33 protein-coding genes are annotated in these 25,611 nt (G+C 60.4%); 6 read left to right on the forward strand and 27 right to left on the reverse strand.

The genetic code is table 11. The features are described 5' to 3' along the window. Positions 1-34 precede the first annotated feature (34 nt). The 11 genes from F3H26_RS05355 to F3H26_RS05405 all read right to left on the reverse strand — a co-directional run bounded on the left by F3H26_RS05355 (position 35) and on the right by F3H26_RS05405 (position 9,464). Positions 35-397: a hypothetical protein gene (locus F3H26_RS05355; RefSeq protein ID WP_149775029.1), complete on the reverse strand. Its 363-nt coding sequence runs from the start codon at positions 395-397 to the stop codon at positions 35-37. Continuing rightward, on the reverse strand, positions 397-1,338 hold the full coding sequence (locus tag F3H26_RS05360; protein WP_149775030.1) for a phage tail tube protein: 942 nt from the start codon (positions 1,336-1,338) through the stop codon (positions 397-399). The genes F3H26_RS05355 and F3H26_RS05360 overlap by 1 nt, the downstream gene beginning before the upstream one ends. Positions 1,339-1,363: 25 nt before the next feature. After that, positions 1,364-1,783, reverse strand: a complete 420-nt coding sequence (locus F3H26_RS05365; RefSeq protein WP_149775031.1) for an acyl-CoA transferase — start codon at positions 1,781-1,783, stop codon at positions 1,364-1,366. Beyond that, positions 1,780-2,409: a DUF6441 family protein gene (locus F3H26_RS05370; protein ID WP_149775032.1), complete on the reverse strand. Its 630-nt coding sequence runs from the start codon at positions 2,407-2,409 to the stop codon at positions 1,780-1,782. Before F3H26_RS05370 ends, F3H26_RS05365 begins: the two co-directional genes overlap by 4 nt. Then, on the reverse strand, positions 2,406-2,717 hold the full coding sequence (locus tag F3H26_RS05375) for a head-tail joining protein (RefSeq protein ID WP_149775033.1): 312 nt from the start codon (positions 2,715-2,717) through the stop codon (positions 2,406-2,408). The genes F3H26_RS05370 and F3H26_RS05375 overlap by 4 nt, the downstream gene beginning before the upstream one ends. After that, positions 2,717-3,052, reverse strand: a complete 336-nt coding sequence (locus F3H26_RS05380; RefSeq protein ID WP_149775034.1) for a DUF2190 family protein — start codon at positions 3,050-3,052, stop codon at positions 2,717-2,719. The genes F3H26_RS05375 and F3H26_RS05380 overlap by 1 nt, the downstream gene beginning before the upstream one ends. Before the next feature lie 78 nt (positions 3,053-3,130). Beyond that, a complete protein-coding gene (locus F3H26_RS05385; protein ID WP_149775035.1) occupies positions 3,131-5,185 on the reverse strand; it encodes a prohead protease/major capsid protein fusion protein in 2,055 nt (684 codons plus the stop codon). Between the two features lie 5 nt (positions 5,186-5,190). Further along, a complete protein-coding gene (locus F3H26_RS05390; protein ID WP_149775036.1) occupies positions 5,191-6,744 on the reverse strand; it encodes a phage portal protein in 1,554 nt (517 codons plus the stop codon). Then, complete coding sequence (locus F3H26_RS05395; RefSeq protein ID WP_149775037.1) at positions 6,744-6,953, reverse strand: phage head-tail joining protein; 210 nt, start codon at positions 6,951-6,953, stop codon at positions 6,744-6,746. The genes F3H26_RS05390 and F3H26_RS05395 overlap by 1 nt, the downstream gene beginning before the upstream one ends. After that, positions 6,953-8,956, reverse strand: coding sequence for a phage terminase large subunit family protein (locus tag F3H26_RS05400; RefSeq protein WP_149775038.1), 2,004 nt, complete (start codon positions 8,954-8,956; stop codon positions 6,953-6,955). Before F3H26_RS05400 ends, F3H26_RS05395 begins: the two co-directional genes overlap by 1 nt. Beyond that, positions 8,904-9,464: a hypothetical protein gene (locus F3H26_RS05405; protein WP_149775039.1), complete on the reverse strand. Its 561-nt coding sequence runs from the start codon at positions 9,462-9,464 to the stop codon at positions 8,904-8,906. The genes F3H26_RS05400 and F3H26_RS05405 overlap by 53 nt, the downstream gene beginning before the upstream one ends. A gap of 146 nt (positions 9,465-9,610) precedes the next feature. On the opposite strand from F3H26_RS05405, the gene F3H26_RS05410 reads away from it, so the two are divergent. The 3 genes from F3H26_RS05410 (at position 9,611) to F3H26_RS05420 (ending at position 10,437) form a co-directional block, all read left to right on the forward strand. Beyond that, entirely contained in the window at positions 9,611-9,880 is a 270-nt protein-coding gene (locus F3H26_RS05410) for a hypothetical protein (RefSeq protein ID WP_149775040.1), read from the forward strand. A 5-nt stretch (positions 9,881-9,885) separates the two neighbouring features. After that, positions 9,886-10,104, forward strand: coding sequence for a hypothetical protein (locus tag F3H26_RS05415; RefSeq protein WP_149775041.1), 219 nt, complete (start codon positions 9,886-9,888; stop codon positions 10,102-10,104). Between the two features lie 90 nt (positions 10,105-10,194). Continuing rightward, a complete protein-coding gene (locus F3H26_RS05420; protein WP_149775042.1) occupies positions 10,195-10,437 on the forward strand; it encodes a DUF3489 domain-containing protein in 243 nt (80 codons plus the stop codon). Here the strand turns inward: F3H26_RS05420 and F3H26_RS05425 are convergent. The 16 genes from F3H26_RS05425 to F3H26_RS20095 all read right to left on the reverse strand — a co-directional run bounded on the left by F3H26_RS05425 (position 10,419) and on the right by F3H26_RS20095 (position 23,777). Continuing rightward, positions 10,419-10,739, reverse strand: a complete 321-nt coding sequence (locus tag F3H26_RS05425; protein WP_394349762.1) for a DUF7220 family protein — start codon at positions 10,737-10,739, stop codon at positions 10,419-10,421. The genes F3H26_RS05420 and F3H26_RS05425 overlap by 19 nt on opposite strands. Next, positions 10,736-12,001 (reverse strand): site-specific DNA-methyltransferase, encoded by a 1,266-nt coding sequence (locus tag F3H26_RS05430; RefSeq protein WP_149775043.1) that lies wholly within the window; start codon positions 11,999-12,001, stop codon positions 10,736-10,738. Before F3H26_RS05430 ends, F3H26_RS05425 begins: the two co-directional genes overlap by 4 nt. Positions 12,002-12,427: 426 nt before the next feature. Then, the gene (locus F3H26_RS05435) at positions 12,428-12,808 is read right to left on the reverse strand and encodes a DUF6362 family protein (protein ID WP_149775044.1); all 381 of its coding nucleotides are present in this window, start codon (positions 12,806-12,808) and stop codon (positions 12,428-12,430) included. Beyond that, positions 12,801-12,998 (reverse strand): hypothetical protein, encoded by a 198-nt coding sequence (locus tag F3H26_RS05440; protein WP_149775045.1) that lies wholly within the window; start codon positions 12,996-12,998, stop codon positions 12,801-12,803. The genes F3H26_RS05435 and F3H26_RS05440 overlap by 8 nt, the downstream gene beginning before the upstream one ends. Beyond that, the gene (locus F3H26_RS05445) at positions 12,995-13,483 is read right to left on the reverse strand and encodes a crossover junction endodeoxyribonuclease RuvC (RefSeq protein ID WP_149775046.1); all 489 of its coding nucleotides are present in this window, start codon (positions 13,481-13,483) and stop codon (positions 12,995-12,997) included. The genes F3H26_RS05440 and F3H26_RS05445 overlap by 4 nt, the downstream gene beginning before the upstream one ends. A gap of 345 nt (positions 13,484-13,828) precedes the next feature. Then, on the reverse strand, positions 13,829-16,153 hold the full coding sequence (locus F3H26_RS05450) for a DUF3987 domain-containing protein (RefSeq protein ID WP_149775047.1): 2,325 nt from the start codon (positions 16,151-16,153) through the stop codon (positions 13,829-13,831). After that, positions 16,153-16,377 carry a DUF6511 domain-containing protein gene (locus tag F3H26_RS05455; protein WP_058243102.1) on the reverse strand — a complete coding sequence of 75 codons (225 nt, stop codon included), beginning with the start codon at positions 16,375-16,377 and terminating at the stop codon, positions 16,153-16,155. Before F3H26_RS05455 ends, F3H26_RS05450 begins: the two co-directional genes overlap by 1 nt. Further along, the gene (locus tag F3H26_RS05460) at positions 16,374-18,110 is read right to left on the reverse strand and encodes a DEAD/DEAH box helicase (RefSeq protein ID WP_149775048.1); all 1,737 of its coding nucleotides are present in this window, start codon (positions 18,108-18,110) and stop codon (positions 16,374-16,376) included. The genes F3H26_RS05455 and F3H26_RS05460 overlap by 4 nt, the downstream gene beginning before the upstream one ends. After that, a complete protein-coding gene (locus tag F3H26_RS05465) occupies positions 18,104-19,048 on the reverse strand; it encodes a PDDEXK family nuclease (protein ID WP_149775049.1) in 945 nt (314 codons plus the stop codon). Before F3H26_RS05465 ends, F3H26_RS05460 begins: the two co-directional genes overlap by 7 nt. Then, on the reverse strand, positions 19,048-19,410 hold the full coding sequence (locus tag F3H26_RS05470; protein WP_223162437.1) for a hypothetical protein: 363 nt from the start codon (positions 19,408-19,410) through the stop codon (positions 19,048-19,050). Before F3H26_RS05470 ends, F3H26_RS05465 begins: the two co-directional genes overlap by 1 nt. A gap of 65 nt (positions 19,411-19,475) precedes the next feature. Continuing rightward, entirely contained in the window at positions 19,476-19,985 is a 510-nt protein-coding gene (locus tag F3H26_RS05475) for a DUF669 domain-containing protein (RefSeq protein WP_149775050.1), read from the reverse strand. Between the two features lie 21 nt (positions 19,986-20,006). After that, positions 20,007-20,753, reverse strand: a complete 747-nt coding sequence (locus F3H26_RS05480; protein ID WP_149775051.1) for an ATP-binding protein — start codon at positions 20,751-20,753, stop codon at positions 20,007-20,009. After that, positions 20,753-21,238 (reverse strand): hypothetical protein, encoded by a 486-nt coding sequence (locus tag F3H26_RS05485; RefSeq protein WP_149775052.1) that lies wholly within the window; start codon positions 21,236-21,238, stop codon positions 20,753-20,755. Before F3H26_RS05485 ends, F3H26_RS05480 begins: the two co-directional genes overlap by 1 nt. Before the next feature lie 11 nt (positions 21,239-21,249). Beyond that, a complete protein-coding gene (locus F3H26_RS05490; RefSeq protein WP_027261246.1) occupies positions 21,250-21,459 on the reverse strand; it encodes a helix-turn-helix transcriptional regulator in 210 nt (69 codons plus the stop codon). Between the two features lie 172 nt (positions 21,460-21,631). Then, a complete protein-coding gene (locus F3H26_RS05495; protein ID WP_149775053.1) occupies positions 21,632-22,540 on the reverse strand; it encodes a hypothetical protein in 909 nt (302 codons plus the stop codon). A 13-nt stretch (positions 22,541-22,553) separates the two neighbouring features. Further along, positions 22,554-23,777 (reverse strand): hypothetical protein, encoded by a 1,224-nt coding sequence (locus F3H26_RS20095; protein ID WP_149775054.1) that lies wholly within the window; start codon positions 23,775-23,777, stop codon positions 22,554-22,556. A gap of 23 nt (positions 23,778-23,800) precedes the next feature. On the opposite strand from F3H26_RS20095, the gene F3H26_RS05505 reads away from it, so the two are divergent. From F3H26_RS05505 to F3H26_RS05515, 3 genes are all read left to right on the forward strand, one after another. Further along, positions 23,801-24,256, forward strand: a complete 456-nt coding sequence (locus F3H26_RS05505) for a helix-turn-helix domain-containing protein (RefSeq protein WP_223162438.1) — start codon at positions 23,801-23,803, stop codon at positions 24,254-24,256. Continuing rightward, positions 24,253-25,173: an ImmA/IrrE family metallo-endopeptidase gene (locus F3H26_RS05510; RefSeq protein WP_149775055.1), complete on the forward strand. Its 921-nt coding sequence runs from the start codon at positions 24,253-24,255 to the stop codon at positions 25,171-25,173. Before F3H26_RS05505 ends, F3H26_RS05510 begins: the two co-directional genes overlap by 4 nt. 165 nt (positions 25,174-25,338) lie before the next feature. Continuing rightward, a complete protein-coding gene (locus F3H26_RS05515) occupies positions 25,339-25,587 on the forward strand; it encodes a hypothetical protein (protein WP_149775056.1) in 249 nt (82 codons plus the stop codon). The last annotated feature ends 24 nt before the right edge of the window (positions 25,588-25,611 follow it).

The raw sequence follows: 25,611 nt of genomic DNA on the forward strand, positions 1-25,611 counted from the left end.
CCGCCCCCGCCGAACTCCCAGTCGGCGAGAGCGGTCAGGCGTTTTTTTCCGCATCCAGTATCAGCGCGCCTGCGATGTATTTGGTCTGGAAGGCCTCGAAGATCGGCCAGAGTTCCAAAAGCGCGTCGATCCCCTCAGGGGTCAGAGGAAGGGGCTTGCCGTCACCGTCTCCGACGCCCTCCCAGTCCTTCACAACGATGCGCGCCACGGCTTTGGCCACGATACGCGCAAGGTCGTCGTTGGAGGCGCTGTTTTCCGCATCGGCTGCTGCGGCGATGATCGCCGGATCGCTGCGTGCGGCTAGCATGATGGCCGTGGTGAGGGGTTCGACAAACAGCCGTAAGCCATGGCCGAGATCAAGCCACTGCGGCTCAGTGGACAGGTTCAATCGTAGCATCAGTAATCCTCGCGGTCGTTGGTTAGGGTGACTGTGCACATCCGGCCAAGACTTGGGTCACTCGCCGCCTGCCAGTCAAAGGTGGCCTGCACACCTTGTGGACCTGAGATTTCGATCCGCGGGCGCGGGAGATAGACGGCATGGGCCGTGACGGTCAGGGTCTCGCCAGTGGGCAGCGTGTAGGAGAACGCAAGCTCGCAAGCCTCGCCATTGATCGCCTGATTGACCAATGTCTGATCAGAGAAACGGACAACAACATTGCCTGTGAGCGCTGCGATGGATGGGTCTGCGCCGTCGATCTTCCCATCTGCGCGGATGGTTTCGATGCGATCGAGGTTGTTGGCATAGGTCAGGTCAGCGGACACGACATTGCCAATATTCGCCCCGTTCCGTGTAATAGACCCATTGAAATGCCCAAAGCGTTTCAGGGCGATGTTAGCCGGTGTCCCTGCCGCACTGGTCGTGGCGATCTCCTCGCCCTGGGCCACAATGCTGGCCGTGGCCGTCAGCAAGCCTGATCGCGCCATTTGCCAGTTGAGGCTGTCGACCATGCAGCCGGAATACATCGCAAAGCGGGGCACCTCAGGCATGGCCGTCTCGACCGAGAACGACGGCAGCGCCCAGTTTCCAGAGCGGAACTCGTGGGTGTAGGGTGCGTCAGTTCCAGTCGTCGTAGGCGCTCCAAATGCCGCCTTCAACCAGAAGCCAAAGGCCTCGGCATCAATCGGGATCACCACATCCCCGTCCGCTGTCACGGCATCCTTGATCGGCGCCTGCGGATCGCGGCCATACCCCAAGAGTTCTGAGGTCTGCAGCGGTTGCTCCGCCCCCAGGGACGTGCTGGCGAAGGGCATTTTGCTGAAGCCGCTCGCAGGCGGCGTGCCATATGTGGTCTCGAACGCTAGCGCCATCTGCGCCCGCGCCCCTTGGGCTCGTGCCATTTTGTCTCTCCTCAGATTAGCGGGGTCAGCTGAGCGGGTCAGCCGTGGAATAGTGCAGGACCACTGGAATGACGGCTGCTTTCAGACCAGCCGCCCCTTCAAGAGGCAAATCGACCGGCTGTGGGGCTTCCGCCTCCACCCAGTCGCAGAGCCCGCCCAGCGTGCGGTCGGCGGCAAGCGCTGCGCCGATGCTGGCACAAAGTGTGTCGAAAGCAGCATCACGGTCGTTCGTTCCTTGCACGACCGCCTCTATCTCGGCGCGGTGCTGATAGTGATAGCGCAGCGGCGACAGTGTCACCTCCGGCTCCCCCGGCTCCCCGTCGCGCAGGATTAATAGACCCTGAGCCGGGACGCGCTCGGGCAGGACATCCCCGCGCAGTGCACAAGTAGGCAGCATGGAAAAACGAGTGTGCAGTGCGGTCAGGATGGTTTCGCGCGCACTCATAGTTTTGCCTCTAGCCAATTCGCCACGATCAGCCCCGGAACTACCGCCAGCGCGCGGTCAGCGTCGCGGGCCAGATTGAGCCGTTTCGCGAGCTTCACTTGTGGGACCAGCAGAAAGATAGGCACCGTGCTGCGTCCGCGACCCGTCTTGGACCGTGAAGCCACACCAAGCCCGCGGTTGTTCAACCGACCATCAGCCACCAGCAGGCTTGGCCCGCGCCGCCGATAGACAAACCGCAGCCGCAATCCGCGCCGCCGTTCCCATTCGCCGGGGGTGATCCTGCCACCGCGCAGGCCTCGCCCTGCTGCAGGCGTGGGGATCGCCAGCCAGAACCCATCCTTCGATCGGATCAGCGGGCCGGTGTCATGCGCCCCAATGATCACGGGCGCCTTTGACCAGACCAGCGCTGCTGCTTTCAAGCTTTCGCCAGATCTCGGATAGGTCTGGCTCCGGATCGAGTTCGACAATCGCCGACCGAGGCCTGCTTGCGTGATCTGCCCGCGCCATGCAGTTTTCAGGTCCGTGCCAGCTTCGCGCACAGCTGCGCTGACGGCCTGTTCACCTGCCTTTATCTCCGCTGCCATCCCGGCAATCAGATCAGGGCTGATGTCGAGCCCGAGCTTCATGCCGGACACAACTCAATGGTCCAGACCAACCGCTCCCGGTCGCAGCGCGGTTCACCCTGGATCAGGAACGTTTCCTCACCAATCAGGATCTGTTCCTGTGGGCGCGGATCCGGGATATCTGCAACCTGAACGTCGATGCGTGTCGTCTCAGAGAGTAGACGGGCTGATCCGAACTCTGTGATCTCGTCAGGACGGCGCAGAATGCCACGGGCCCGTGTGAACTGACCCTCGACGTCACGATGCCATATCTCGACAAAAATATTCGGATCGCTGAACAGCGTTCCGATGACTGCAGCAAATGCCGTCATCAGAAGCTCGCGTTTAGGCGCACCCGGCCAATCACATCAGCCGCGCCGCCCGCAACCGCTTCGGTCGCCACGCCAATCAACGTATTGCCAGTGGCGGTTTTTGAGGCTTCCTTGTTGGTGTTATCCCAATAAACCTTGTCACCAGCAGACCAGGCTTGGGACGCAACCTTCTTTAGATCGAAGACGCCGACGAGTGCGGTCTCAACGGTTTCGGCATTGGCGGCATCCCCGGCGGCCACCCCAAAAATGGAGCCGACGAGCAGGCCGTCGCCGGACGTTACGGCGTAGGGTGCGGTGAGCGTGACGGTATTGCCGGGCTGGACGTAGTTTTTCATTGCGGGATCCTTTGCAAAACGAAACGAGCGGCCCCATTGGACCGCCCGTCAGGGGTGGAGTTTCAGAATTGGCTCGGTTTATGCGCCCGGATTCTTGTAGAGGCCGCGCCAGTCAATGGCCTTGGCTCCGAAGTCGAGGCGGCACTTGATCTCAACGCCGTCGACGTCAAAGCCGTTGCGCGTCTCGATGTAGGCACCTTGCTGGCCCTCGAGATAGGCGTACTCGATTGTGTCGATCTGGTTTGGATTGGCGGCCAAATACCAGGCGGTTTCACTCACAGCATCAAGCCGCGGCTCGCTGATGGGGGACAGTGTCCGGATCGATTGCGGCACGACGTTCGAGGTTGCAGCTGGCACGAGGTTCTGGGCGACCATCTGCTCGGCACGCAGTTCCAACGACGCAGGCACGATCAGATAAGCGGGACGGACATTCAGGACCGTCTTTTTATCCAAACCAGTCTGCTTGGCCATCGCAGCACGCGCCGCACCAACGCTGCCCACATCAAGTGCGGCGCCAGTGCCAGCCAGGTTTTTGTGAGAGTTATGGAAGAGCGCATTGCCATCGGCCATCGCCGGGTTGGCGGTGATTATGCCCCAGACCACGTCCGACTCCAGCTGGGCGATAGAGTTGCCATACATTGCCGGGATGCGCGTGAAGGCGTCGAGATCATCATTGATCAACGTCTGCCGCGTGATGGCGACCACCCGGCCATAGGTCTTGACCTTGTAGCTCTCTTTGCTTTCGCCCAGCGTGCCGCGCTTGAACTCTCCGCTCTCGCCAACTTCCAGCAACTGCGGGGCCTCACCAAGTTGCACCCGATGCATCGACTTGAAGTCAGTGGCCAGAACCTGACGGCAGAACAGCATAAACGTGCGGGGATAGGCGTCATAGGCTTGCCGCAGGGTCTTGTTCGTGACCGCCGACAAGATTTCTGGGAAGTCAGACGTTGAATGCAACGCCCGCGTGGCCACCTCGTCGCGCGACAGGCCCCGCGTGTTGACCCCGGCATTGCCAAGGCTTTCGCGAGCCAGTTCCATCAGCGTCATGCCGCGGTACTGGCGGGCGGCGTCTTCCAGCTGAAATAGCGTCGGGCTGTAGCGGTGCAGCAGTGCATTGGCCACCGCGTCGCGGCGGGTGACCTGCTCGTCACGGCCGCCCAGTGGGACCGACACCTGGCTGAAAGTGCGGGTTTCTTCGGATTTTGTCGCAACCTGGTCGAGGATCAGGCGGCGCGCTTCGCCGATATCCGTGCCGCGCTTCACCAGATCATCAGCAAAGCCGCGCTCGAGGTTCAGACGGCCTGCCAGATCATAGATTGTCGAAACGCGGTCGCGTTCGGTTTCACGGGCGCGGGTCGCGACCACCTCGGTGTCGGGTGCAACGGGGGCGTCGGCCTTTTGCGGCTTCGGCTGCGCGCGGGTCTCAACGGCAACTACCTTTGGCTCGGCCACAGGCGTCTTCGGTTCGGTCATGGTCGGGTCCTCGGTCGTGATTGGGTCACTGGGCTGGTCTGTGGCCTCTGCGGCCGGGGCATTGGGTTTGTCCGTCATCGGGATGGCTCCTGTTTGGGTGGGTGGGACGTCCCGGCGATGAAGGACGCAGTCGTGAAGTGGGGATTGTGCGCGAAACCCCGCTGCGGGGTCCGCGCCGACAGGCACAGCGGACACCTCAAAGGGCGTCCAATCCACTGCGCGCCATAACTCGCGGGCAGCCTCGGGCTTTGAGACCTCAAACCGATGAACCTGATAGCCGATGGAGACCGCGCGGATGTGGCCTGCCTGGATGTCGCGCCAGATCGGTTCAACATCGGCGCGCTCAGAGATCCGAACCTGCGCAATGCCACGGCCGTTTTCGAGCCGGGCTGAGCCGGGAACAACTGAGCCGATCACAGCGTCGAGCGTATCGACCTCATGCACCTTCAGAAACGGCGCACCTGCATTCAGCCGCTCAAGCCGCACGTGATCCGGATCGAGGCTCAGTTCCTCATCATAGGGCTCGCCAAACAGGGTCGATCGGCGCACACGCGCGCCGGCTGACCAGACGACTTCAACAGTCCGAGCTTCAATATCGGCTGAGTTTGGCGCAAGCTCCGCCATCCGGCGCAAGGCCGGGATTTCGATCGTTGTGTCCATATCGGTCAATCCTGTTGGTCGGTGTCAGCCCGCGCAGGGTCTGTGTCGTTGTCGGGCGAGCCATTCGTCGGGTCATTGTCCGGATCGGTGCCCAGATCGCTTGTCTGCGCACTTCCGGCTTTGGTGACCCGGCGTGGATCGCTGTCGAGTACCAGCCCGAGGGTATCTAGTTTGGCGTTGGTTGCTGCAATCTCCGCCAGCACGGCGTCTGGATTGCGCCCCTGCCGGGCGATGACCTCAGCCAACGTCATGGTGCCGGATCTGATCGACAACAGGTTGGCCATCGCGTCTTTCTGAGGATCGACCGCTTCGAACTTCGGCGGTGACCACTCTACCGGCACGTCCGGTGTTGGGATCAGACCTGCAGCCCATGCAGCCTCGCAAAACCAGCGCCAGACCGGGGCGCAAAACATTGGAATGAACAGCTGCCACTGCACAGCGTCGATCTGACGGCGGAATTCCACCAGCCCCGCACGGATCGAGGAATAGTTGACCTGAGAGAGATCGCCGGTCAGCAACTCATACGGCACGCGGAACCCGGCCGAGATCGTATGCAGGCTCGCCCTCTTGTAATCTGCATAGCCGCCGGTGGCCGAAGGCTGGTTAAACCGAATGTCCTTGCCGCCGCGCGCATAGGCAATGAGGCCAGGTTCGAACTGTTCGACGCGGTTGCCATCAGCATCCACCACCGAAGGCGCGATGCCCTGCTGCGCTTCATCATCGCCAAAGACGATGGCGGTGACGCAGGCCTCAGTCTTCTTGCGGACCAGCTCGGCCACCTCGTAGTCGTCGAGATCGCGCAGGCTGCGGATCACTGGTGCACCCCAAGGCACGCCGCGCGCCTGCGTACGCTGTTTTTCATATACGTGCGCGATCTCAATCGCAGGCACCGGGCGGCTCTGCAGGCCATTCTGCATCGCGCCAAAGGCATCGCCCGGATGTTCAGCGTGTAGCCAATAGGCCTCTCGCTTTCCAATAGGATTAAACTGAATTCCCTGTACCAAGCGCCCCGCGCCGAGCACGCCAGATTTCGTGGCATCCAGAAAGTCGGCTTCCAGCACCTGCAATTGTAGCGGCACCGGTAGCCCATCAGAGGAGCGGCGCAAGCGGCGGCGCACCAGAACTTCTCCTGCCTCGACCATCTCGCGGCAGATCAGGGTCTGCAAACCATAGAAGTCGAGCTGTCCATCGGCATCCGCTGCTGCAGACCAGCGCGCGAATAGCGCGTCGACCTTGCGGTCCAGCGTCTCATTGCCGCTGGCCGCTCGGGGCATGATGCCCGCACCAACAATATTGTTCACGAGCACCGCCACAGCTTTCGCCGCATGCGGGTTGTTGCGCACCAGATCGCGCATCCGATCCCGCAAGAGGGCTCCAGCCACGCCCACCTCGGTATCAGAGGAAGTGCCCGGAGCCCGCCACCCATCGGTTCGCCGCCCCTTAGCCGCACCATCATAGCCCCGCGTCAGGGTTTCTAACGCCTGGCGCGCAAGGACACGCCGCGCTGCCGCGCGCGGTGCCACGGTGGCAATTGCTTGGTCAAACCAGTTTCCCGACATCAGCGGTCTCCGCGCGAGAAGCCCGCAAGTCCGGTGATCGGTACCGGCCGTGTGGTCCCTGCGATGGCGCGCTCAATCGTTCGGATGCGCACAAGGAGATCTGCAGCTGAGCCGTAGTCGATGGATTTGCCATCATAGCTGACCCGTGTCGTGCCGCTGGCATAGGCCCGGCGCAGCGCTGAGAGCTCGGTTTCCGTCCAGTCAGTCATCAAAACCATCCTCCACGCCGTCCGAGCCAGTCGGATTGGCGCTTGCCTTGCGTAGCCTGCGCTTGCCTGTTGATCTGCCCCGCGGGATCCGCAGAGGCATCAGCGACCCCAAGTTGATCCTCGAGGTCCCGCCATTTGTCGTCTGTCCAGCGATCCGCGCCCACGATCCAAGCGGCAGCGCGGGCATAAACCCGGCAGTCCAACGCCTCGTTGCGCTCACGTAGCTTCTGCCACTCCAATCGGGCAAAGCCGCGTTTGGTGCGCACCGTCACCAATTGCTCGGCGACGAACTGCTTTAACCACTCATTTTCGACCCAATGCGGCAGATGCACTGTTCCGGGTGAGAACGTCGCACCGTCAGCACGTTCCTCTTCGGTCGGTCGTTCCAGCCGCAGAAACCGATAGGTCTCTGCCTTGAAGGTCGAGACCGCCACGGTCCAAAGACGCGCGCCCCGGCGCAGACGTTTGCCCCCTTCAGTCGCATCCACATAGGTTGGACCAGATACGGGGCTTGCGCGGTTGAACCCTTCGACGCCTTTGACGGGCGCGACCTGTGCAAATCCTTGCGCCCGCGACCATCCATAGACCGCCGGAGCCTCATAGCCGGTATCGATGGCAAGTCGCGCAATCTTCAAGTGTGCGCCACGCTCATGCGGCCAGGTTCGACCCAGAAGTTCGGCCAGATCGCCCCACGCCTCATGACGATCGGGGCCGCCTTCGATAACAATGTGATCGACCAGCCAGCTTTCCAGCCCGCGGCCCCAGGCCCAGACATCGACCTCGATCCGGTCCTTTTGCACATCGGCACCAGCGGTCAGGAACAACCCACCCGCAGGCACAATGCCCGGCTTCCAGTTTTCTCGCTGGTCGTAGAGCCGCTGCCAGTCCGGCACCTCACCCGTCTCGACCCACGTCTCGCCGAGGATCGTGTTGCGAAACGCTTTGATCGCCTCATCCGACCCCTGGGCTGCGTCCCAGGCCCGCACGATCCGCTCCCAGCTGAGCCAGCCGATGGGCGAATAAAGCGCCGAGAGGTGATAGCCGACCGTATTCGGATCCGCGGCCGTGGCGGTTGCCCGCCATTCGCCAGCCTCCAGCATCGCCGTCTTGTGATGCTCCGCTATGGGCTGCTCGCAGCCCTCGCAGTGATATTCCGCTGTTTCCGGCTGCCCCTTCTGCCAGCGCAGCCGTTCGAATTTGAGCCACTGCATCGCGCCACAATGGGGGCATGGGACGAAAAACCGGCGCTGATCACTGGCATCATAGTCCCGCTCAATCCGGCTCATCCCGCGAATGGTCGGGGTTGAGACCAAGAACACCTTACGCCGATGTGCGAAGGTCAGCGAACGCGCTTCCGCCAACGTGACCGGATCACCCTCATCGTCAGCGGACGCTGGATAGGCATCGACCTCGTCGAGGAAGATGTAGCGCGCCGGGGTCGAGCGCAGCCCTACGGCCGAGTTTGCCCCGGTCATGATCAAAATACCGCCCGCAAATTCCTTAGACAGCATCGTGTTGCCCGCGTCACGAGAACGCGCCGGTTTGACCCGCTCCCGCAGTTCCGGGCTCTCATCGATCAGCGGATCAATCCGCTGACGTGAGTTTCGTTTCGCCAATTCCACCGTTGGCTGGACCGCCAACATTGGCCCCGGCGCCTGGTGGATCGCAAAGCCAATCCAGTTGTTGCCCGCCTCGGTCGCGCCGACCTGCGCTGCCTTCATGAACACGATCCGCTGTGCCCGGTCGCCGGGCGAAAGCCTGTCCATGATCTCAGCCATGTAAGGCGTGCGGGCCGTTCGATACCGACCTGGTTCTGCCGACGCGCGCCCCGACAGCATCCGGTGTCGGTCTGCCCATTGGGAGACGGTCAGGTCCGCATCCGGCGTGAGACCCGCGCCCCAAGCACGCAGGATTTCTGCCGCGCCATCGAAATCCAGCAGATCGTCCGCATCATCGGAGATCAGGTTTGACCTCGGCAAGATCGTCGAGCTGGGCACGGACATGTTTTTCCAAAACTTTCTGCATTGCGGCGGGTTCAACACCCAGATCGGCTGCCATCAAAGCTGCCGCCCGCGCAGGCCAGTTGACCCAGACATCACGCTCCTGCCGCGCCAGCCGAAAAACCAGCGACAGTGCGCGAGCCCGGTCGATCAACTCGCCTTTCAGCTTTTGCAGACGCAGACGACGTTCCTGCGCCTTCAGCACTTCATTGGCCGTCTTGGCCTGCAAAAAGGTGGTGCCACCGCTATTTGCCGGAGCCTCAAGCCCCTGTTCCTTCAGAGTGTCACCGACTGCCGAGACAGCCGCCTCCGACACAGGCTTGCGTCTTGGCTGCGGCTTCTTGCGGGTTTTGGATGGGTCGGTTGCCTCAGCACGCAGGGCATCGCTTGAAACCGCATCGATGCTGCCATCGTCGTGCAGCACCAGCCGTCCTGTTGCCTTGGCCTTCTGGATTGCACCGCGTGAAAGACCAACACGGGTGGCGTATTGGCGCTCGCTCAAACCCTCCATTGCGCGCTCCGATTATCATTCAAAATCATGTGCTTATGTCGTTGATAAGCCTCCGTAGTAGAGCGAATGTGGTCTCACGAAAACGATGCAACTCACCACCGCGCTCAAGCAGCGCAGCGGTCGCGCAAAACCAAGGAGCCGCCACGATGACCCGCTTGAACCCGATCACCACGCCTCGCCACCAACTGCGCGCCGAGAAAGCCGCGCGAAACCGCGAAGCTGCGATCAACGCCTTCATCGGCAAGAAGGCCGAGGTCGACGACATGCTCGCCCGGCTTCAGAGCCTCTGCGACGAGCATTTCAACTGCCAACCCGACGAAATCAACTGGGGCCATGTTGGCACCCTTGAGCATTACGCCAGCCTGCTGAAGCGCATCACCGACAGCGCCTTCAGCGAAGGCGAGCACGCGGAGTAAGCGCCATGGAAACCAGCACAATTCGTATCGCAATTCGTAAACTGCCCGATCAATTCGATCGCAGCCGCATCACCACAGTCCTTGACGAGATCGAATGCGCCTTAATGGACGACGGTGGCGTTTATGTTCGCGCCTACGCCGACAGCATGACGATCACCATCGAGGTGCCCACCAATCAACTGATCGACGCAGCCGCCTGTCTGAAAGACATCGGTCTGGTCTGAACTGCACAGACCTCAAGATATGCCCCGCGCTCGCGGGGCCTGTCTCGGTACAAGGACGCATGTCGCGATCCTCAAATACTGGAGACACTTATGGCTCAGAAATCCACACCGAAAACAACCGCTACGGCCTCGCACCAGACGAAGCAGCAGATCGTGATTGACCTCCTACGTCGGCCCGAAGGCGCGACCATCGAAGAGATCGCCAATGCTACCGAGTGGCAATCGCATACGGTGCGCGGCGCCATGTCCGGCGCGCTCAAGAAAAAGCTAGGCCTCGCAATCACCTCGGAAAAGGTGGATGCGCGCGGACGCGTCTATCGTATCGAAGACTGATCCCGCGCCGCTGTACCGCTGAAGTCGCGGCGGTAAGGGAGCCTTGCGCGAACAGAGCCGTCGCTTATCTTGGGGGGCGGCTTTTTTGATCGGACCCGGATTGCCTCGAAGACCCGCCGTAAGGCGAAGGAACGCGCTATCGACACCACGGTAAAAACCGCCCCCATTTGCAGGTTCTGGGCCAGCGTTGTGTGCAGCCCAAACATCGGGAAGATCAGGATTTGCGTCAGAACAGCGATACAGTAGCCAACCGCGACATTCGCAATCGCTTCACAAAATGACATCAGACGGGATTGCTTCATTGGCTACCCCGCTCTGAGCGCAGATCATCAAAACTGGTCCCGGCGCCTTCAAGAACAGCGTGCTTGCCAGTAAACTGCTGCCACCGTTGAACAGCCACATCGACATACGCCGGATTAAGCTCAATCCCGTAGCAGACCCGCCCCGTGGTTTCCGCCGCGATAAGCGTAGTGCCCGAGCCCATAAAAGGCTCGTAGACAGCTTGGCCCTGGCTGGAATTGTTCAGGATCGGACGGCGCATACATTCGACGGGCTTCTGGGTGCCGTGTACGGTGTCCGCGTCCTGATCCTTGTTCGCGATCTGCCATAGCGTCGTTTGTTTGCGGTCGCCCGCCCAGTGTCCCTTGCCGGTTTTCTTCACCGCATAAAGGCACGGCTCGTGCTGCCAGTGATAATCGCCGCGGCTCAGCACCAGGCGATCCTTGGCCCAGATGATCTGAGACCGGATATTGAAACCGGAGGCCTCTAAGCTCTCGGCAACGGTGGTCGCATGCAACGCGCCATGCCAGACATAGGCCACATCGCCAGGGAAGAGCACCCAGGCCTCACGCCAATCAGCCCGGTCATCATTTAGTACCTTGCCGGTGCGTTTTGTTGCGGCGGCTCCTGCCTTGTTACGCCAGCCCGGATCGTATTCGACGCCGTAAGGCGGATCGGTCACCATCAGCTGCGGTTTCACATCACCGAGCAGACGATCGACATCGGTGGCCACGGTCGCGTCACCGCAGAGCAGCCGATGTTTGCCGAGCACCCAAAGATCGCCCGGACGGCTGATTGTGGTCTCGGGGGCCTCGGGAACATCGTCCTCGCCCTCGCCCTCGCGAGAGGCTGTTTCAGGATCAACGTCTCCGGCCAACAGCGCTTCGAGTTCAGCGTCATCAAAGCCGATGAGCGAGAGATCGTAGTCCTCTGCCAGCAGGTCGTTCAGCTCGGCCGATAGCAGCGCCTCGTCCCAAGTGCCAAGTTCCGTCAGCTTATTATCCGCGATCCGGTAAGCCCGACGCTGTGCTTCGGTCAGATGTCCCAGCACGATCACGGGGGCCTCAAGCAGCCCCAGCTGTGTGGCGGCAAGCACACGGCCATGGCCTGCGATCAATTCTCCATCATCCGCGACCAGGCAAGGAACGGTCCAGCCAAACTCGGCCATGCTGGCCGCGATCTTTGCAACCTGATCCGCGCCATGCATCTTTGCGTTCTTCGCATAAGGCTGGAGCTTGGCAAGCGGCCAAGTCTCGATTGCGTCGGGGGCAAAGCTCAGGGTCATAATGTTCAGGGCGCCTCAATGGGGTGGACCCCTGGGTTCCGGACACCAGCAACCAGCTTGGACTCCACGAAGGGTCCAGCGGCGGCCAAGGCATCCAGCTCCAAGGGTTTGTTTAATTGTGGTTTTTGTCAGATCGCGGGTGGATACCCGCTGGGGTGGCTTCCCAAAAAACGGGCCCTGTCGCTAGCGATATTGCGCGCCAAGCCCCCCCGTATACGTTTGGGGCCAGGAAGGACCCGCGAATTCAGAGGGTTAGCGCGCTGGATGCCAGCTGGACCCCTGGTTGGACGCCAGGAGCCAGCGGAGTATCCACCAACAAAAACGGGGAGAGCCGTCTTCCAACGTACTCTCCCCATTATGCCCTACGGATAGCACGAAACTGTTGCATGTGTCGAACACAAAAGTGTTGCAACACATTGGACTCATTCACACATTCAGGCGCGACGCGATCTTGGTCAGGGCAAGCTTGTGCTTGCGCCATGCCGTCGTGCGGTCAACGCCAAGTTCACCGCTAAGCTGCTTCCAGGGCACACGCGCCGCCCGCGACCAGATCAGCTTGCGCTCAGCCTCTTCAATCCAAAGCACCCAATCGAAAGTCTGCTCGAGCCGTGTGATCGACGCCGCCGACGGCCAGACGCGCATGGGTTGCGGCTCCATTGCTGCGATCTCGCGGCTGGTCCGCGCGATGTCAGGCCAGGCGTTGAAGTACCCCTTGGCTTTGACCGGTGGCAGCTTGCGGAGCGTGCGGAACGCTTCTTCGAAATGATCCGCAACATCGTCGGCGGTCCATGTCTTTTTCTCACGCATGGCGCACCTCCCCAGCGGGGCGTGGCCCATAGAGTTTTGTGCCTAATTGCTCGACCAGTTCACGTTCCGGCCAGGTCAGGCGTTGGTCGTCGACGCTGACAGCCAGCAAGCCCTGTTCGTGCCAACCGTCCCGTTTGACCTGATCGGGATCACGGCGGTGTCCGCCATAGCCTTTGGGGGTAAACCTCATGCCACACCTCCCCGGGTCTCAATGGCCCAATGCAGGATGGCGATAGCATCTGCCTCATTGTCATCAGCGGGGTTGAACCCGCGCGCCTGGGCGGCGGCGATCATGGCGTCCTTGTTGGCGTTGCCCTTGCCGGTGGCGTGACGCTTGATGGTGCCCACCGGCACGCCCGCATAGGGAATGCCCCTCAGCTCGCCCCAGCTTGTCAGTGACGCCAGCAGGCCTCCATAGACATGGGCGGCGTCAGTACCGGCATGACGACGGACTTCCTCGAACCAGATCGTGGCAATCGGTCCAGACCGCCGATCGAGTTCCGTTAGCCAGTTGGTGAACCGCAAATAGCGCATACCACCGCCATCGTAGCGGCCGGGTTTGAACGACGCTGTCCCGCTGGTGATCAGGCCGTCAAAGCCACGGATGGCCCAGCCGGTGGTGGTGCCCAGATCGAGCGCAAGGATGCAGCGCGGGGTTTGTGTGGGTTGGGTCATGCAGACCTCCTCTTCGATTTGATGAGCAAGGCGAGATGGCTGGCCGGTGAAGGCTGCGGTCTCGCCAGGCCCCGAAGGGTGATCTGGTCAGGTGAGGCGCAGGGCGACGAAGCCGCCCGGCGGATTGTTCTAGGTTTCAAATTGGGTCAAATGAAGATTTGCTCCACCTAACCCGTTGACCAACATGCGTATTATATAATTTTTCAATTATTATATATTACATAAGGTAGGTCACTCTTTTTTAATAACGCGCGCGTACACGCGAGGGGAATAGGTATCCTCTTGAAAGATTGAAGGACGTGAGGGATCTCACTTTTTCCAAAAATTCTAATGCCTTATGCATTATCAAGGTTCCTTCTGACTAATTTTGCGCCCTGAAGTATCTCGCCATGGCCCATGCCACTTGGCTAACCTGTACACCATGGCCTGCTTGGTCGATGAGCCGCGCATGCCCGTCGTGACATCCCCGCTTTCGATCAAGGTCAGCAGGATCTCATCACGGTCACGCGACTTGAGCCATTGCGAGGCGCGCGTGATTTCGGATTTGGCGATGCCTTTCGCACCTGCCGCTCGAATGATCTCCTTCAACCGCTTGAGATGCGCTTCCGTCTCGGTGTCCGCGACATGGCGTTCAACAGCCTCCATGGTCCGCCGCGCATAATGGCGCACAAAATCGATCGCCCAGTCTGCTGCCGACAGGTCAATTCTGGGGTGTACCGGATCGCGCCCGACCGCGACAATCAGCGCCAGTTTCAATGCGTTCTCCCCAATTCGGGCCAGGATCGCAGTGAAGGCTGTTCCACTTGCTGCGCGCAACTCCCCCGTCAGCTCTGCGCTGAGCAGTCGAAACCGGGCCCGTGCCTCCTCGGTCATGGGCACGATAGTCGGGTTCACAGCAGTGTTCTGATCGGCCGTCTTGCCCGCAAGATTGCCTTTCTGGTGCCCACCCCCGGAGGCCACGCTTTGCAACCCAGCGATCAGCGCGGGATCCGCCTGGCGCATGCCCACAGCGATGTTCTCATCCGGATAATCCTCATCACTCGGCAGGATCAGGAAACGCGCGAGCGAGCCGTCGACGACGTTTGCGCCCTGCAATGCGCCCCAGAAGTGCAAAGGCGTCGTGGTGCCATAGACACTCAGGCAGGGCTGGTTGATATCCCGCCGCTCATTTGAGCCATCACGGTTGGCATATTCCGCACCCAGGAAAATCCCGCCCGCAGCCGTATAAAGCTCGGTCATATTGTCGAGGATTTCGGTGATGTGGCGTGGACTGCGCCGCCGGTCGGCCGCCGCTGCCAAGAACATACCAAACTCATCGATCTGGAACAGGATCGCAGGCTGGCGGTGCAGCGCGGTCAAAAGCCCCGCCCCGGAGGCGATCTTGTTGCCCCCAAGATGATGGGCCAGCCCCGCCTCGAACAAGACCTCGTTGATGATTTCGCGGGCGTGGTTCTTACCTGATCCGCTATCCGCAATGCCCACGACATAAAGGTTCGAGCGCAGGTTGCTCTCGGTGCGATACTGCCGCCCCATGAGCGCACCAATCGCACAGAGGCTGGCCCCAAGCGATAACAACGGCTGAGGACGCCGGGCCGTCGACAGCATGTAATCGGTCAGATCCCCCACCAATCCATCCGGCATGACCAGCGTGAATGGCGAGGTGGCGGAAGGTTCCTCAGCACCCTCGGACTGCTCTCCCAGCTTGGACAACAGCCCCGCCGCAGGATGCTGTTCATCGCGGGCCGTCGATCCATCAAAGCGCAGTGATGCATCAGGTTGCCAGCCGCGCTCCATCGCAAGATGATAGATCGTGCCGGCGCCAATCCGGTCGGGTTTGAAACTGGCCCAGGCCTTAGCGGTCGCCGCGGGCACATCCTTGGCGGCCTGCGCTGACCAGTCAGCAAAAATATCGCCCCCAGCCTCTCCAAGCGCGCCCTTCAGCGCCATACCAATCCGCACCCAGCTGTCATAATCCAACTCTGCATTCGGCAGCCATTTCAGCGCGGCCTCAATGGCCGGCAATGTTCCCATCTGGCTATGGGCTTGCAGGTGCTCCGTGCCCGGTGATCCAGTCGCAAGGCCGCGTTGGCGCAACTGTTTGGGCAACAGCGCATAGGCCTCATCAAGAAAGGCGCGTGCCATCTCTGCGGTGATTTCAGGCAGCTCCGTGATATCGAGATCAGCCAGCCCCTCCTCTGGCCACGCGTAGGGCGCGCACGTGTCCGGGTGGTTGGCGTAAGCCACGAACTGCTGACCCAGACAAAGCACCTCCAGCGGATGGCGTTTAATGCCCCGGAAAGGGGTTTCTGTGCCATAGATCAGCATCCGCTTTGGCGCCTTACCGATGCGCAGCGCTGGCGTATCCCCCAACCGTTCACGCGCCAATTGCTCGATCTGGAGCGCCAGTTCCGCATCCTCAACGACGTCAATATCGACCGCCGCAACCGCGCCGCCAACAAGCCCGATGCCACACTCGGGCCAGGTCGCCCATGTCGTCACCTCCACCTCCGTGGTTGGGCGCTCAGTGTGCCGGTTCCATTCCGGATAATCCGCCCATGCTCCACGCTTGAACTGGCCGGGTTTTTTTGTGCCTGGGCCGATCGGCAGGATGCCATAGCCATTAGTGACCAGCCGTGCGCCGAACCGCGCCATATAAGATGTTTCAGCCATCAGAACGGCACCTCCGGGGTCATGGCGTCAAGCCGTGTGCGGTCTTGCCCTGCCAGCGCGCGCAGTTGATCACAATATCCGGTGATGACCGCATCAAGGAAGCGGTCCCACTCGGTCTCAGTCAGGGTGGCGAGATCAGATTTGCCGATACTCTCAAGGTATTCGCCACCATATTGGCCGCCAACGCTCATGGCCTGCATTTCATTTGGGGTGGGATCGATCATACCTGTCCTCCTGTGACAGATGTCCTGGCAGGTGCGAGAACAGAGGCGTTTACGGCTTTGGTCCCGCCGCTTGTCCGAGACGGTGAATATCGGGTTGAACCAGCCAAACCCGCGAGGTTCCCGGTGGCAGACGGCGCAGAGGCCGGAGTGGATGTGGCGCATGAATCAAACCTGTAGCCGGAGATTTCGAGAAAGCGGCCAGACGGGCGCACTGAGATAGCATTGGGCCGGACGAGTTGCCCCGCCTGCGCAATGGCATCGTCGACATTGCGCGGCATCGGGCAGCCCGGCGCGCGCTTGCGCCACCACTCGAGCGCCTTCTGGCGCGCATAACCCTGATGCGCGACACAGACCCATTCGTTGTAGGACTTGAGCCCGCAGCTATAGGTGACCTTCAGTGAGGGCAGCCCACCGCGCTTGTCATGACGGCTATAAGACACACCATGGACCGGCAGCCATTGGACTTTTGGCGACAAAACCGGAAGCGTGGCCGCTGTGGGGGCGATCTTCACCTCACGTGCCGGGAAGACATAACCGCAGTCCGGGCACTCCGTCGCCGAGAGCGCTAGGATGCTGTCGCACTCGGGGCAGACCTTTGTGGGCGCCTCACCACCCCCGCCATCGCCCGGACGTTTCGGGCGAACAAGATCAATTGGCCCGTGGCGGCGGACATTGCCCGCAAAGTCGAGAACCAGACAGTTTTCCTTGTCCGGAGCCAGCCGCGTGCCGCGGCCCACCATTTGGACATAGAGCCCCGCTGATTTGGTCGGGCGCAGGAGCGCGATCAGATCGACGCCAGGCGCGTTGAACCCGGTCGTCAGCACCCCCATTGAGGCCAGTGCGCGGATTTCACTGCGCTTGAAGGCCGCGATGATGGCATCGCGCTCCTCCTTTGGCGTGTCCCCGAAGATCGTGCGGCACGTGATACCTTGACGCGCGAACTCTTCGGCCACATGGCGTGCGTGATCCACACCTGAGCAGAACGCCAGCCAGGATTTGCGGTCTTTTCCATGGGTGATGATCTCGGTAACGGCCGCACGCGTCGTCGCGTCCTGATCGACTGCGGCTGCCAGATCACGGGCAATGAAGTCACCCGCACGGGTACCGACCTTTGAGACGTCGAGCCGCGTATTGGGCTGTTTCGAGATCAGTGGGCTCAGAAACCCTGCGTCAATCAGCTCGCGCACCGGCGCCTCATAGGCAATGTCAGTGAAGAGTGCGTCCTTGCCCTCATGCAGCATGCCGCTGCCAGTGCGAAACGGTGTGGCGGTGAGGCCAATCACCTTCAGCGCAGGATTGATTGCCTGCAGCGCGTCCAGAAAGCGCCGGTACATTGTGCTGGAATTGCCCGGGATCAGATGGGCCTCATCAATCAACACCAGATCGGTGTGGCCGATTTCATGGGCGCGGCGATGGATGGATTGGATGCCTGCAAACAAAACACGGGCCTGCGCCTCGCGCTTGCCCAAGCCCGCCGAATAGATGCCCGCCGGTGCCTCTGGCCAAAGCCCGATCATCTCAGCATGGTTCTGGGCGATCAACTCGCGCACATGGGTCACGATCAGGATGCGCTGATCCGGCCACGCCTTCAGCACTCCTTCGATAAAGGACGCCATGACGAGCGACTTGCCGCCGGCTGTTGGAATGACAACCAGAGGGTTGCCCTTGTTGGTCTTAAAATAGCTGTAGATCGAAGAGATCGCAGCGTTTTGGTATGGGCGCAGGGTCAGCATGGCGCGGCCTCCGTGACACGGGCGTCATTTGACCAGGAGGAGCCATCAGCCATGCGGTAGGTGACGATATCCTCCCCCGCATCGATGACCTCACCCGGCACGAGATCGGGGATGAAGAGATGTTTGCCGCAGGCGGCGCGCTGCTCGGGTGGAGCCAGCATTCTGTCGTGCCGCGCGCAGTGCCATCCACCATCGACAGGCGTCGCATGCAGACAGGAACGACAGGTCACAGCGGCAGCGCCACCCTCATGACAGGCAGCATGGTGATCGCAAAAACGACATTCAAACCAAGCCGGATCTTCGCTGATACGCGCAGGCGGGTGCTGAGCGAAGATAACCCGGCCAGCCTTTTCCAGAAGGCGTTCTGCCATGGCAGGATCGGCCTCAACCCGTTCGATATGCAGCGCATCCGTGTTCTTGCAGACCGCCATGTAAAGTGCCCGAGTGATACCGGTCAGGTGCATGTAGATCTGCATCTGCGCGGCATGCTGCGGCTTTGACAGCACCACGCCTTTTGCGGTCAAATCGGCAAAGCTTTTTACGCCATGTGTTTTGAACTCCAGCACATGCCAGGTTTTTGGCGCCTCAAGCAGACCGAGGGCGACACCATCAAGCGAACCACCGAAATGACCGCCATGGGCCTCCACGCGGATTTGCCGTCCTGTTTCGGGGTCTAGTTCCAAAACAGTGGCCCCTGTAGCGCGCAGGTTGCGCACCATACGGTCCTCTTCCAGCTGGCCGGTCTCAAACAGACGCAGCAGACGACCGGAAAAGCGTGACGGCGTCACCCAGCGGAAATCATACCAGAGCGCGCGTGCGCAAGATTTACCGATGATGGATGCGCCGAGATGGTCACGGAAGCCATCGCCCTGACGGGCCTCATAATCGGCGTAGATCGACGTCAGCGTTGGCGTGGGTGGTGCGGGAAGATCAGCCATCACAAGCCCTCCCGTTCGCTACGGGCTTGGGCCTCGGCCAGAATGCCGCTCCAAGTTTCCGGGTCGTGGCGCTCGCGCAGGACACCAATCAGCGCGTCCTTCAGCTTTTCACGGCGACGACGGCCGGTACCTTTGGCAAGCAATTCTGCCCGTTCACGGCACAGGTGGCGCAGCGCGGTCCTTGCCCGGTGGAACCAATCAGGGTCGATGGGCTTTTGCCCCCGTTGGCGCGCCAGATCAGCAGTCGCAATCTGCGTGCGGATCTTGGCAATATCGTCGTCGAGTTCGATCAACCGGCGCTGGTCATCAGGCAAGCCGAGGCTGATCACGGCCCGAGGGGCCGCGTTATGCAGGTCAGTCATGGGAATATCCTTAGATGGGGTTGGGCGCTGCCCCGTCAGTCAGGGATGCGGAGCAGCGCGATTGATCAGCCCTTCTTGTTCCAGGGCGCGGAGGCCATCTTGGGCGGGGCGGAAGCGGCATGCGTTGTCGGCGGCGCTGACGAGGTTGCAGCAGGCTTTGCAGCCATGGCACCCTCACCTTCAGGCGGCAGATAGGCGATGGCGTTACTCTCGCCGTAGCCGTTCTTCGGGGGCTTGATCTTCACCTGGATCGTCATCGGGATCAGGTGCAGCTCCTCACTGTCGCTGACATGCATCCGGCCCGTCGCATGACAGATGGCCGACAGCGTCCGCTGTGCAATCTCGACCGTGGTGGGGTTCGGGTTCACGAGGTTCAGCTGATCAAAGATCTTCCGGCCCTTATGCTGGCCATCCAAAATATCCAGCATCAACCAGAGAAACTGACCCATGCCGTTGCGGGTCACGCGCATCTCGCTCTCGACAATCTGGGCGCGGTATTTACCTGCGGGCAGAAGCTCATAGGGGGTGGTGGGTTCAACGCTGGTAGCGTCAAAGGACGTGTCAAAACGTGCCATGGTCGTATCCTTTCAAGGCAATCATTGGGATTGGGGCATGGCTGCGAGGAACTCTGACCACGAAAGCGGCAAAGTGTCCGGCAGGCCGTAACGGTTTTTGGCAAGGAAGGCGGGACGCTCCTCGGTGTGCATCACGCGCGCGCCGGACCCGAGCGCCCGGGTCACCTTCTTGTTGAAGCCGACATCGGATTTGGCGACCGAGATCTGATAGTTGGCAAAGAGCACCACATCAGAATGCTCCTGCAGCAGCGCCGAGGCGCGGGTCTGCAGCTTGATCACATACCGGTCGTAAGGCTCATGCTCTGGGCTGTCGAAACGCTTGATGTCGGTATGGGCAATCTGGATGACCACCATGCCTTTGCGGTCGCGCAGCGCATTCAGCTTATCGAGATATTCCCGCCAAATGGTCAGGGCTTCTGCGAAGCCCTTGCCAAAGCCCGGGGTTTCGATCGACTGCCAACCATTGCGTTTGCACGCCTCAGCCCAGATCAGCGGCTCAAGCCAGTCGACGCTGTCAACGACGACCGTGCCGTAATCGTGATCTTCCTCCAGCAAGGCGTCGAGCGCTTGTGCAACTTCGGCATAGCTGGTCGCCAACGGAAAATGCGGGACCTGCAGTTTGCCAAGCCCATCCTCGGTCATGATGAACACCGGCGCGCCCGCGTCAGCGGCAAAAGTGGATTTACCCACTCCGGCAACCCCGTGGATCAGGATGCGCGGCGGCTGGAGCACCGAACTGGTGCGCAGAGATGCGAGAGAAATAGCCATCAGCGCACCTCCTCGCTCAGCACCAAGCGGAACTTGGGCTTGCCGGTCCGGACCGTACGCGCAGGCTCAAAACCTTTGCGCCAGCTTTCTGGCAGCGCCGTGTATTTGCGCTCTGACACCTTCAACGTGGTCTCGATGAACTCGGCCGGGTCTTCGCCAGCCGAGGCGATGTTTTCTGCGATCTGGGCGAGTTGCGCCTGATCCCAATCGATCCGTTTGGTCAGGTCCGAAATCACTGTGACGCCACCATCTTCGAAGCGGATCGTGCCGGTGTCCTTGCCTGCCTCAGACCGGCATTCGGCAGCACGCTCGGCGTATTTCAGTGAGATGGCACCATCGAGCCAATCCGAGACCGTCTTGGCCTGGGTGAGCTGCTGATCAGCCGCATCCCGCAGCATTGCCAGCTGATCAGCGGGCAGTGCCGCGATTTGGCCGACCGGCATGCGGTGGATATCGGCCAGTGTGATGTGGTTAGAAATTGTCATATCGGTACCCCTTATGCCGACATTGGGCGGTGGGGCTCGTGGTCCGAGCCGCGGATTTGCTCAACCTCGAAAGCCTCAACGTCTTCGAGCCGGTAAATGACCCGGCCACCGAGCTTGATGAATTTCGGGCCTTCGCCCGTCCACCGCCAACGCTCCAGCGTGCGATGTGAAATGTTCCAGCGAGCCGCCAGCTCGATCTGGGAAAGGTGTCTTAGCGCCATGTGAACCTCCTTGTGGTTTTTGCGAACACTTGCGGGATCACCATGACCGAGGGGCTGGGAGGCACCGTGGAGGCAACCGGGAGGCAAACTGGGAGGCAGCGAAGTTAGATGCCTTAAAATGAAAAAAGCCGCCCCGAAGGACGGCCTTTTCATAGAAAAACGTTGGGCAGGATCAGGGATCGATCCAGCAGTTTCCGTTCTCGACCTTGACGAAACGCCATTTGTCGATATCGCGGCCAAAAGCTTTTTTCAGTGTGTTAACCTGACCACCATAGCCAGCCTCTTCCAGAACAGTGGCAAGACGCAGGACTTTTGACTTTGACCAATAGGCCGAAAACAGAATTTCCAAGAACCGACGCTGTTTGTCCCCGCGGAAGGTGAGAGTTTCGCCCCGGTACCAGACGATCCCGCAATCTTCAGAATGATCAATCGGGAACCGATGCTGCGCCTCGCCCGGGAAGACCCTTGCGCCGACGGCCTGCGGTGAGATGGCCAGCTTTCCAGGTGCTTTGGCCACATCGGTCACACTGATGATGATGTTCTTCTTACTCGCAGCAACAGGAAGGCGATCGCCCGGCGTGGACGTCAGAATGACACGGACCTCGTCAGGCGGCCTGCGTTCCAACAGAGCACCAACCTTTTTCCACACCGTAGGATCTAAAAGCCGACGTGCAAACCAGACCGGCACGGGGAATTTCGCCCCCTTGAGCTGGATGGTGCCAATGTCCCAGGCGACACTATCGATCAACGAGATCGGGCGCGCCGGGGCAACGCGCTCGAAATCTACCAACATCTTCGCGAAGAGCAGCGGGTAATCAACTGCAAGAGCTGCGATCTCCTCGGCATCGACCGCAACCCACCGACCGATGCTGTTGTGGTAGCCGTACTGCCTGCGCTCGGCGCACCACTCTGCTGGGATAGGCTCGTCTTCGAAGTTATCCATCGCGGTGACGACCGGGATATGTCCGGACGCGACCATAAGCTTGGCCTCGAGCAACTGATCCGTTGCCCGAGGTGAAACTTGCCGCAGGACCGATGCCTGCACCTTGGCAGCGCGGGTCTCCATGACCTGCAGCAGCATATCGACCGCCCGCTTAGACAATGAGGTCACCGATGTCGGAGCTGTCGGTCAGAATGCCCCAACAGCGCAGATACTTGTCGCCGATCAGGCGCTCATGCGGGGTCATGTCCTTCAAATTGCAGCCATGTGGCATGGTCACCGTCAGCGTCAACGATTTGCCCCGCCCGCCGCTCGGGCCGGGCTGAAACTTGATCGTGAACCGCGCGCGCGTGACGATCCATTCAGGCGCTTCAGATGCAACGGACAGGACATGCCCAGAACTGCCAATGTCGAGCCCGATCGTTTCTTCTGCCATTTCCCACACAGTGCGATCGGCGCCCGACATGGATTCGAGGATGATCCTTTCGTTAGGCTGGCCAACCTCCATAAGACGCAATTCTTTCACGGTGACGTCCGCGATGCCGTCATCAACGTCAGTCGGGAAGTCAAAGGGTTTCAGCAACATGCTGAGGTCGTATTCCCGCAGCGGTATATGCTTTTCTTCGAAATCGATCCCAAGCAGGTCCCGCGCCATGTAGGCAGTGAGATCCCTCCGGTCTGCAATTGTATTGGCCACCACCTCTATGACGCCGGTATCCGCCTCGTAAGTCAGCGCAGCCTCAAAAACCGGCTTCACGATGCGGCGGGACAATGTGCTGTTCGCGTCAAACCCAAGCATGTCCTCCGGCCGCCCTTCACGATAGACAGCGACCTGAACGAGATCGCATTCCTGATCATCGAGGATGACGCGGTGCCGGTCGAAAACATCGACATGGACATGCGGCGTGTCGAAACGCGCGCGGATTGCCTTGGTGAAGTCAGCTACCGATGCAGCATCCCGGCGGACCACGCGGTCCTTTTCCACCTCAAATCCGCTCCATGACCGGCCCCGGCGCCTTTCATCGTTGTAGCGGACCTCTTCCGCCTTACGAAACTGGTCTGGTTCATTCAGAAACACCCACAGCGAACGATTGTTAGCCCCCTCCAGTGTGTCGAACACCTGCCGGTTGATGACGACATTCTGCAGCGCATTCTGGCCCGGTTCGTCTGCGAGAGCAGCGACCTGACTGGCATTCATGACAACGCGTTGTTTTTCACGGTCGTCCATGTCGTCGACAGCTTTGATCAGCGGCTCGACGAGCTCCGCCTCGGGCTTGGTCCAATCGACCGGTGGAAGGGATGTGAACCCGGAGCCGGTAAAATAGTCATGCAACCGTGTGACGGGGGTCTTGCGAAGGAAGGAGGCGATAGCAGTCATAGTAGCCCTTTCTGGCGAGGAGGATGAAGGAATCGGCGCAAAGCGATACGATGATGTTCGATATACACCGAACAAACCGCCAAGTCTACTTGCGCGAAACGATTTTGTTCGGCATACCGAACAAGCTTCCTACAACCAAGGAAAACAAGGATGATACTATGACCACGTCCCTCGGCGCCAAGATCAAGCGCCATCGCCAGGAGAAGGGATACTCCCTCGATAAGCTCGCGGAATTGACCGACTCGAGCAAGAGCTACATTTGGGAATTGGAAAACCGCGACGCACGAAAGCCGTCGGGAGAAAAATTGACCCGGATCGCTCAGGCCCTCGAGGTCACCACCGATTATCTGCTGGATGAAAGCGAAGAGCCCGGAGACGCGGTTCTGAAGGAGGCCTTCTTCCGCAAATTCAGCAAGCTCGCCCCGGACGACCAAGCTAAGATCACTCAGATGATCGATATGTGGGGAAAGAAGGATTGAGCCTGCCCACGACGCCACAGGGTTGGGCAATCCGCCTTACGCAGATCCTGTCGCTGCATCAGGCAGCGCATGGGCTACCGCGGTTTCCAATCGATGTGGCCGCGCTGGCGCAGGATTTCTCACGACAGGTGTTTCCGGACGCACCGATCACCATGGTCGGCGGGTTGGACCTGTCCAAGGGCGTCGAAGGCATGTTGATGCCGCACCCCAACGGTTCCGGTGAGTGGGGTATCATTTACAATGAGACCATCCGTTCGCCGGGGCGGCGGAACTTCACGCTGGCCCATGAGCTGGGCCACTACCTGCTGCACCGGCAGACCAACCCCAACGGCCTTGAGTGTAGCAACCGCAATATGGCTGACTGGGATGAGGGCCGGAACAAGATCGAAGGTGAGGCCAATACTTTTGCCTCCTACCTGTTGATGCCGCTCGACGATTTCCGTGAGCAGATCAAGGGTCGCGTCATTGATATCGATGTGATGACTGATTTGGCCGACCGCTATGCCGTGTCGCTCACGGCGGCGATCCTGAAATGGATGACCATCACCGACAAGCGGGCGATGATCGTGGTTGGCAAGGAGGGGTTCATCGACTGGGCATGGTCCAGCGAGCCTTTGCTGAAATCTGGCGTATTCTACAGGGCGCGGCAAACCGTGACCGAGATGCCAGCCGCCTCCTTGGCCGCGCAGGAGGTGGACTGGGATACTGGTCGCCATGGTCACCTTCACCCGGCAGGTGTCTGGTTGGGATCTGAACCCGTCCATGAAATGACGGTATTCTCGCCCCGCAACGACCAGATGACGATCTCGCTGCTGCTTTATCCTGACCGTGCTCCATCCCGATGGGAGATGGCCGAGCTGGAAGAAGAGCAGACCGTCGATACGTTCGACAAATTCATGGATGGACGGACAGGCTGATTCGGCTCAGCGGCAACGATCGGCACTCCGCGTACTCGTATATTCATTACGCAGAGATACGCGGCTTTACGCGCAAGTCGCAGCTGTCCTCAAAGCATTGATTTACTTGTCTTTTCTGTATCTTGAGATACCTTCTGGCCATCATCTCAATCGCGAAAAGTCGCCATGCCCAAGAACACATCAGGCCCGATTTCGGGTCCCAATCCACTATGTCCTGAGCGCATGTCAGCAGACGCGCGCCTCGAAGAAATTGGCCGCATCCTCGCTGCAGCTGTGGTTCGGCTGAACGCCGAACAGTCCAGCGATTTATCTTCTGAGAACGGAGACAGTTTCGTGGACTTCTCGCCCCGAAAGAGCGGTGGTCGTCGTGCAAAACGTATCCGCATCGGAGGAATTGATGAAGCATCACAATAAGATAACCCCAGCATTACCAGGTAG

It is taken from the genome of Ruegeria intermedia, assembly GCF_900129345.1.
Taxonomy (GTDB): domain Bacteria; phylum Pseudomonadota; class Alphaproteobacteria; order Rhodobacterales; family Rhodobacteraceae; genus Ruegeria; species Ruegeria intermedia.

Excerpts from the sequence above, each read along its gene's own strand:
- F3H26_RS05355 (WP_149775029.1), bottom strand. The coding sequence starts at position 397 with ATGCTACGATTGAACCTGTCCACTGAGCCGCAGTGGCTTGATCTCGGC.
- F3H26_RS05360 (WP_149775030.1), bottom strand. The coding sequence starts at position 1,338 with ATGGCACGAGCCCAAGGGGCGCGGGCGCAGATGGCGCTAGCGTTCGAG.
- F3H26_RS05365 (WP_149775031.1), bottom strand. The coding sequence starts at position 1,783 with ATGAGTGCGCGCGAAACCATCCTGACCGCACTGCACACTCGTTTTTCC.
- F3H26_RS05370 (WP_149775032.1), bottom strand. The coding sequence starts at position 2,409 with ATGAAGCTCGGGCTCGACATCAGCCCTGATCTGATTGCCGGGATGGCA.
- F3H26_RS05375 (WP_149775033.1), bottom strand. The coding sequence starts at position 2,717 with ATGACGGCATTTGCTGCAGTCATCGGAACGCTGTTCAGCGATCCGAAT.
- F3H26_RS05380 (WP_149775034.1), bottom strand. The coding sequence starts at position 3,052 with ATGAAAAACTACGTCCAGCCCGGCAATACCGTCACGCTCACCGCACCC.
- F3H26_RS05385 (WP_149775035.1), bottom strand. The coding sequence starts at position 5,185 with ATGGACACAACGATCGAAATCCCGGCCTTGCGCCGGATGGCGGAGCTT.
- F3H26_RS05390 (WP_149775036.1), bottom strand. The coding sequence starts at position 6,744 with ATGTCGGGAAACTGGTTTGACCAAGCAATTGCCACCGTGGCACCGCGC.
- F3H26_RS05395 (WP_149775037.1), bottom strand. The coding sequence starts at position 6,953 with ATGACTGACTGGACGGAAACCGAGCTCTCAGCGCTGCGCCGGGCCTAT.
- F3H26_RS05400 (WP_149775038.1), bottom strand. The coding sequence starts at position 8,956 with ATGTCCGTGCCCAGCTCGACGATCTTGCCGAGGTCAAACCTGATCTCC.
- F3H26_RS05405 (WP_149775039.1), bottom strand. The coding sequence starts at position 9,464 with ATGGAGGGTTTGAGCGAGCGCCAATACGCCACCCGTGTTGGTCTTTCA.
- F3H26_RS05410 (WP_149775040.1), top strand. The coding sequence starts at position 9,611 with ATGACCCGCTTGAACCCGATCACCACGCCTCGCCACCAACTGCGCGCC.
- F3H26_RS05415 (WP_149775041.1), top strand. The coding sequence starts at position 9,886 with ATGGAAACCAGCACAATTCGTATCGCAATTCGTAAACTGCCCGATCAA.
- F3H26_RS05420 (WP_149775042.1), top strand. The coding sequence starts at position 10,195 with ATGGCTCAGAAATCCACACCGAAAACAACCGCTACGGCCTCGCACCAG.
- F3H26_RS05425 (WP_394349762.1), bottom strand. The coding sequence starts at position 10,739 with ATGAAGCAATCCCGTCTGATGTCATTTTGTGAAGCGATTGCGAATGTC.
- F3H26_RS05430 (WP_149775043.1), bottom strand. The coding sequence starts at position 12,001 with ATGACCCTGAGCTTTGCCCCCGACGCAATCGAGACTTGGCCGCTTGCC.
- F3H26_RS05435 (WP_149775044.1), bottom strand. The coding sequence starts at position 12,808 with ATGCGTGAGAAAAAGACATGGACCGCCGACGATGTTGCGGATCATTTC.
- F3H26_RS05440 (WP_149775045.1), bottom strand. The coding sequence starts at position 12,998 with ATGAGGTTTACCCCCAAAGGCTATGGCGGACACCGCCGTGATCCCGAT.
- F3H26_RS05445 (WP_149775046.1), bottom strand. The coding sequence starts at position 13,483 with ATGACCCAACCCACACAAACCCCGCGCTGCATCCTTGCGCTCGATCTG.
- F3H26_RS05450 (WP_149775047.1), bottom strand. The coding sequence starts at position 16,153 with ATGGCTGAAACATCTTATATGGCGCGGTTCGGCGCACGGCTGGTCACT.
- F3H26_RS05455 (WP_058243102.1), bottom strand. The coding sequence starts at position 16,377 with ATGATCGATCCCACCCCAAATGAAATGCAGGCCATGAGCGTTGGCGGC.
- F3H26_RS05460 (WP_149775048.1), bottom strand. The coding sequence starts at position 18,110 with ATGCTGACCCTGCGCCCATACCAAAACGCTGCGATCTCTTCGATCTAC.
- F3H26_RS05465 (WP_149775049.1), bottom strand. The coding sequence starts at position 19,048 with ATGGCTGATCTTCCCGCACCACCCACGCCAACGCTGACGTCGATCTAC.
- F3H26_RS05470 (WP_223162437.1), bottom strand. The coding sequence starts at position 19,410 with ATGACTGACCTGCATAACGCGGCCCCTCGGGCCGTGATCAGCCTCGGC.
- F3H26_RS05475 (WP_149775050.1), bottom strand. The coding sequence starts at position 19,985 with ATGGCACGTTTTGACACGTCCTTTGACGCTACCAGCGTTGAACCCACC.
- F3H26_RS05480 (WP_149775051.1), bottom strand. The coding sequence starts at position 20,753 with ATGGCTATTTCTCTCGCATCTCTGCGCACCAGTTCGGTGCTCCAGCCG.
- F3H26_RS05485 (WP_149775052.1), bottom strand. The coding sequence starts at position 21,238 with ATGACAATTTCTAACCACATCACACTGGCCGATATCCACCGCATGCCG.
- F3H26_RS05490 (WP_027261246.1), bottom strand. The coding sequence starts at position 21,459 with ATGGCGCTAAGACACCTTTCCCAGATCGAGCTGGCGGCTCGCTGGAAC.
- F3H26_RS05495 (WP_149775053.1), bottom strand. The coding sequence starts at position 22,540 with ATGCTGCTGCAGGTCATGGAGACCCGCGCTGCCAAGGTGCAGGCATCG.
- F3H26_RS20095 (WP_149775054.1), bottom strand. The coding sequence starts at position 23,777 with ATGACTGCTATCGCCTCCTTCCTTCGCAAGACCCCCGTCACACGGTTG.
- F3H26_RS05505 (WP_223162438.1), top strand. The coding sequence starts at position 23,801 with ATGAAGGAATCGGCGCAAAGCGATACGATGATGTTCGATATACACCGA.
- F3H26_RS05515 (WP_149775056.1), top strand. The coding sequence starts at position 25,339 with ATGCCCAAGAACACATCAGGCCCGATTTCGGGTCCCAATCCACTATGT.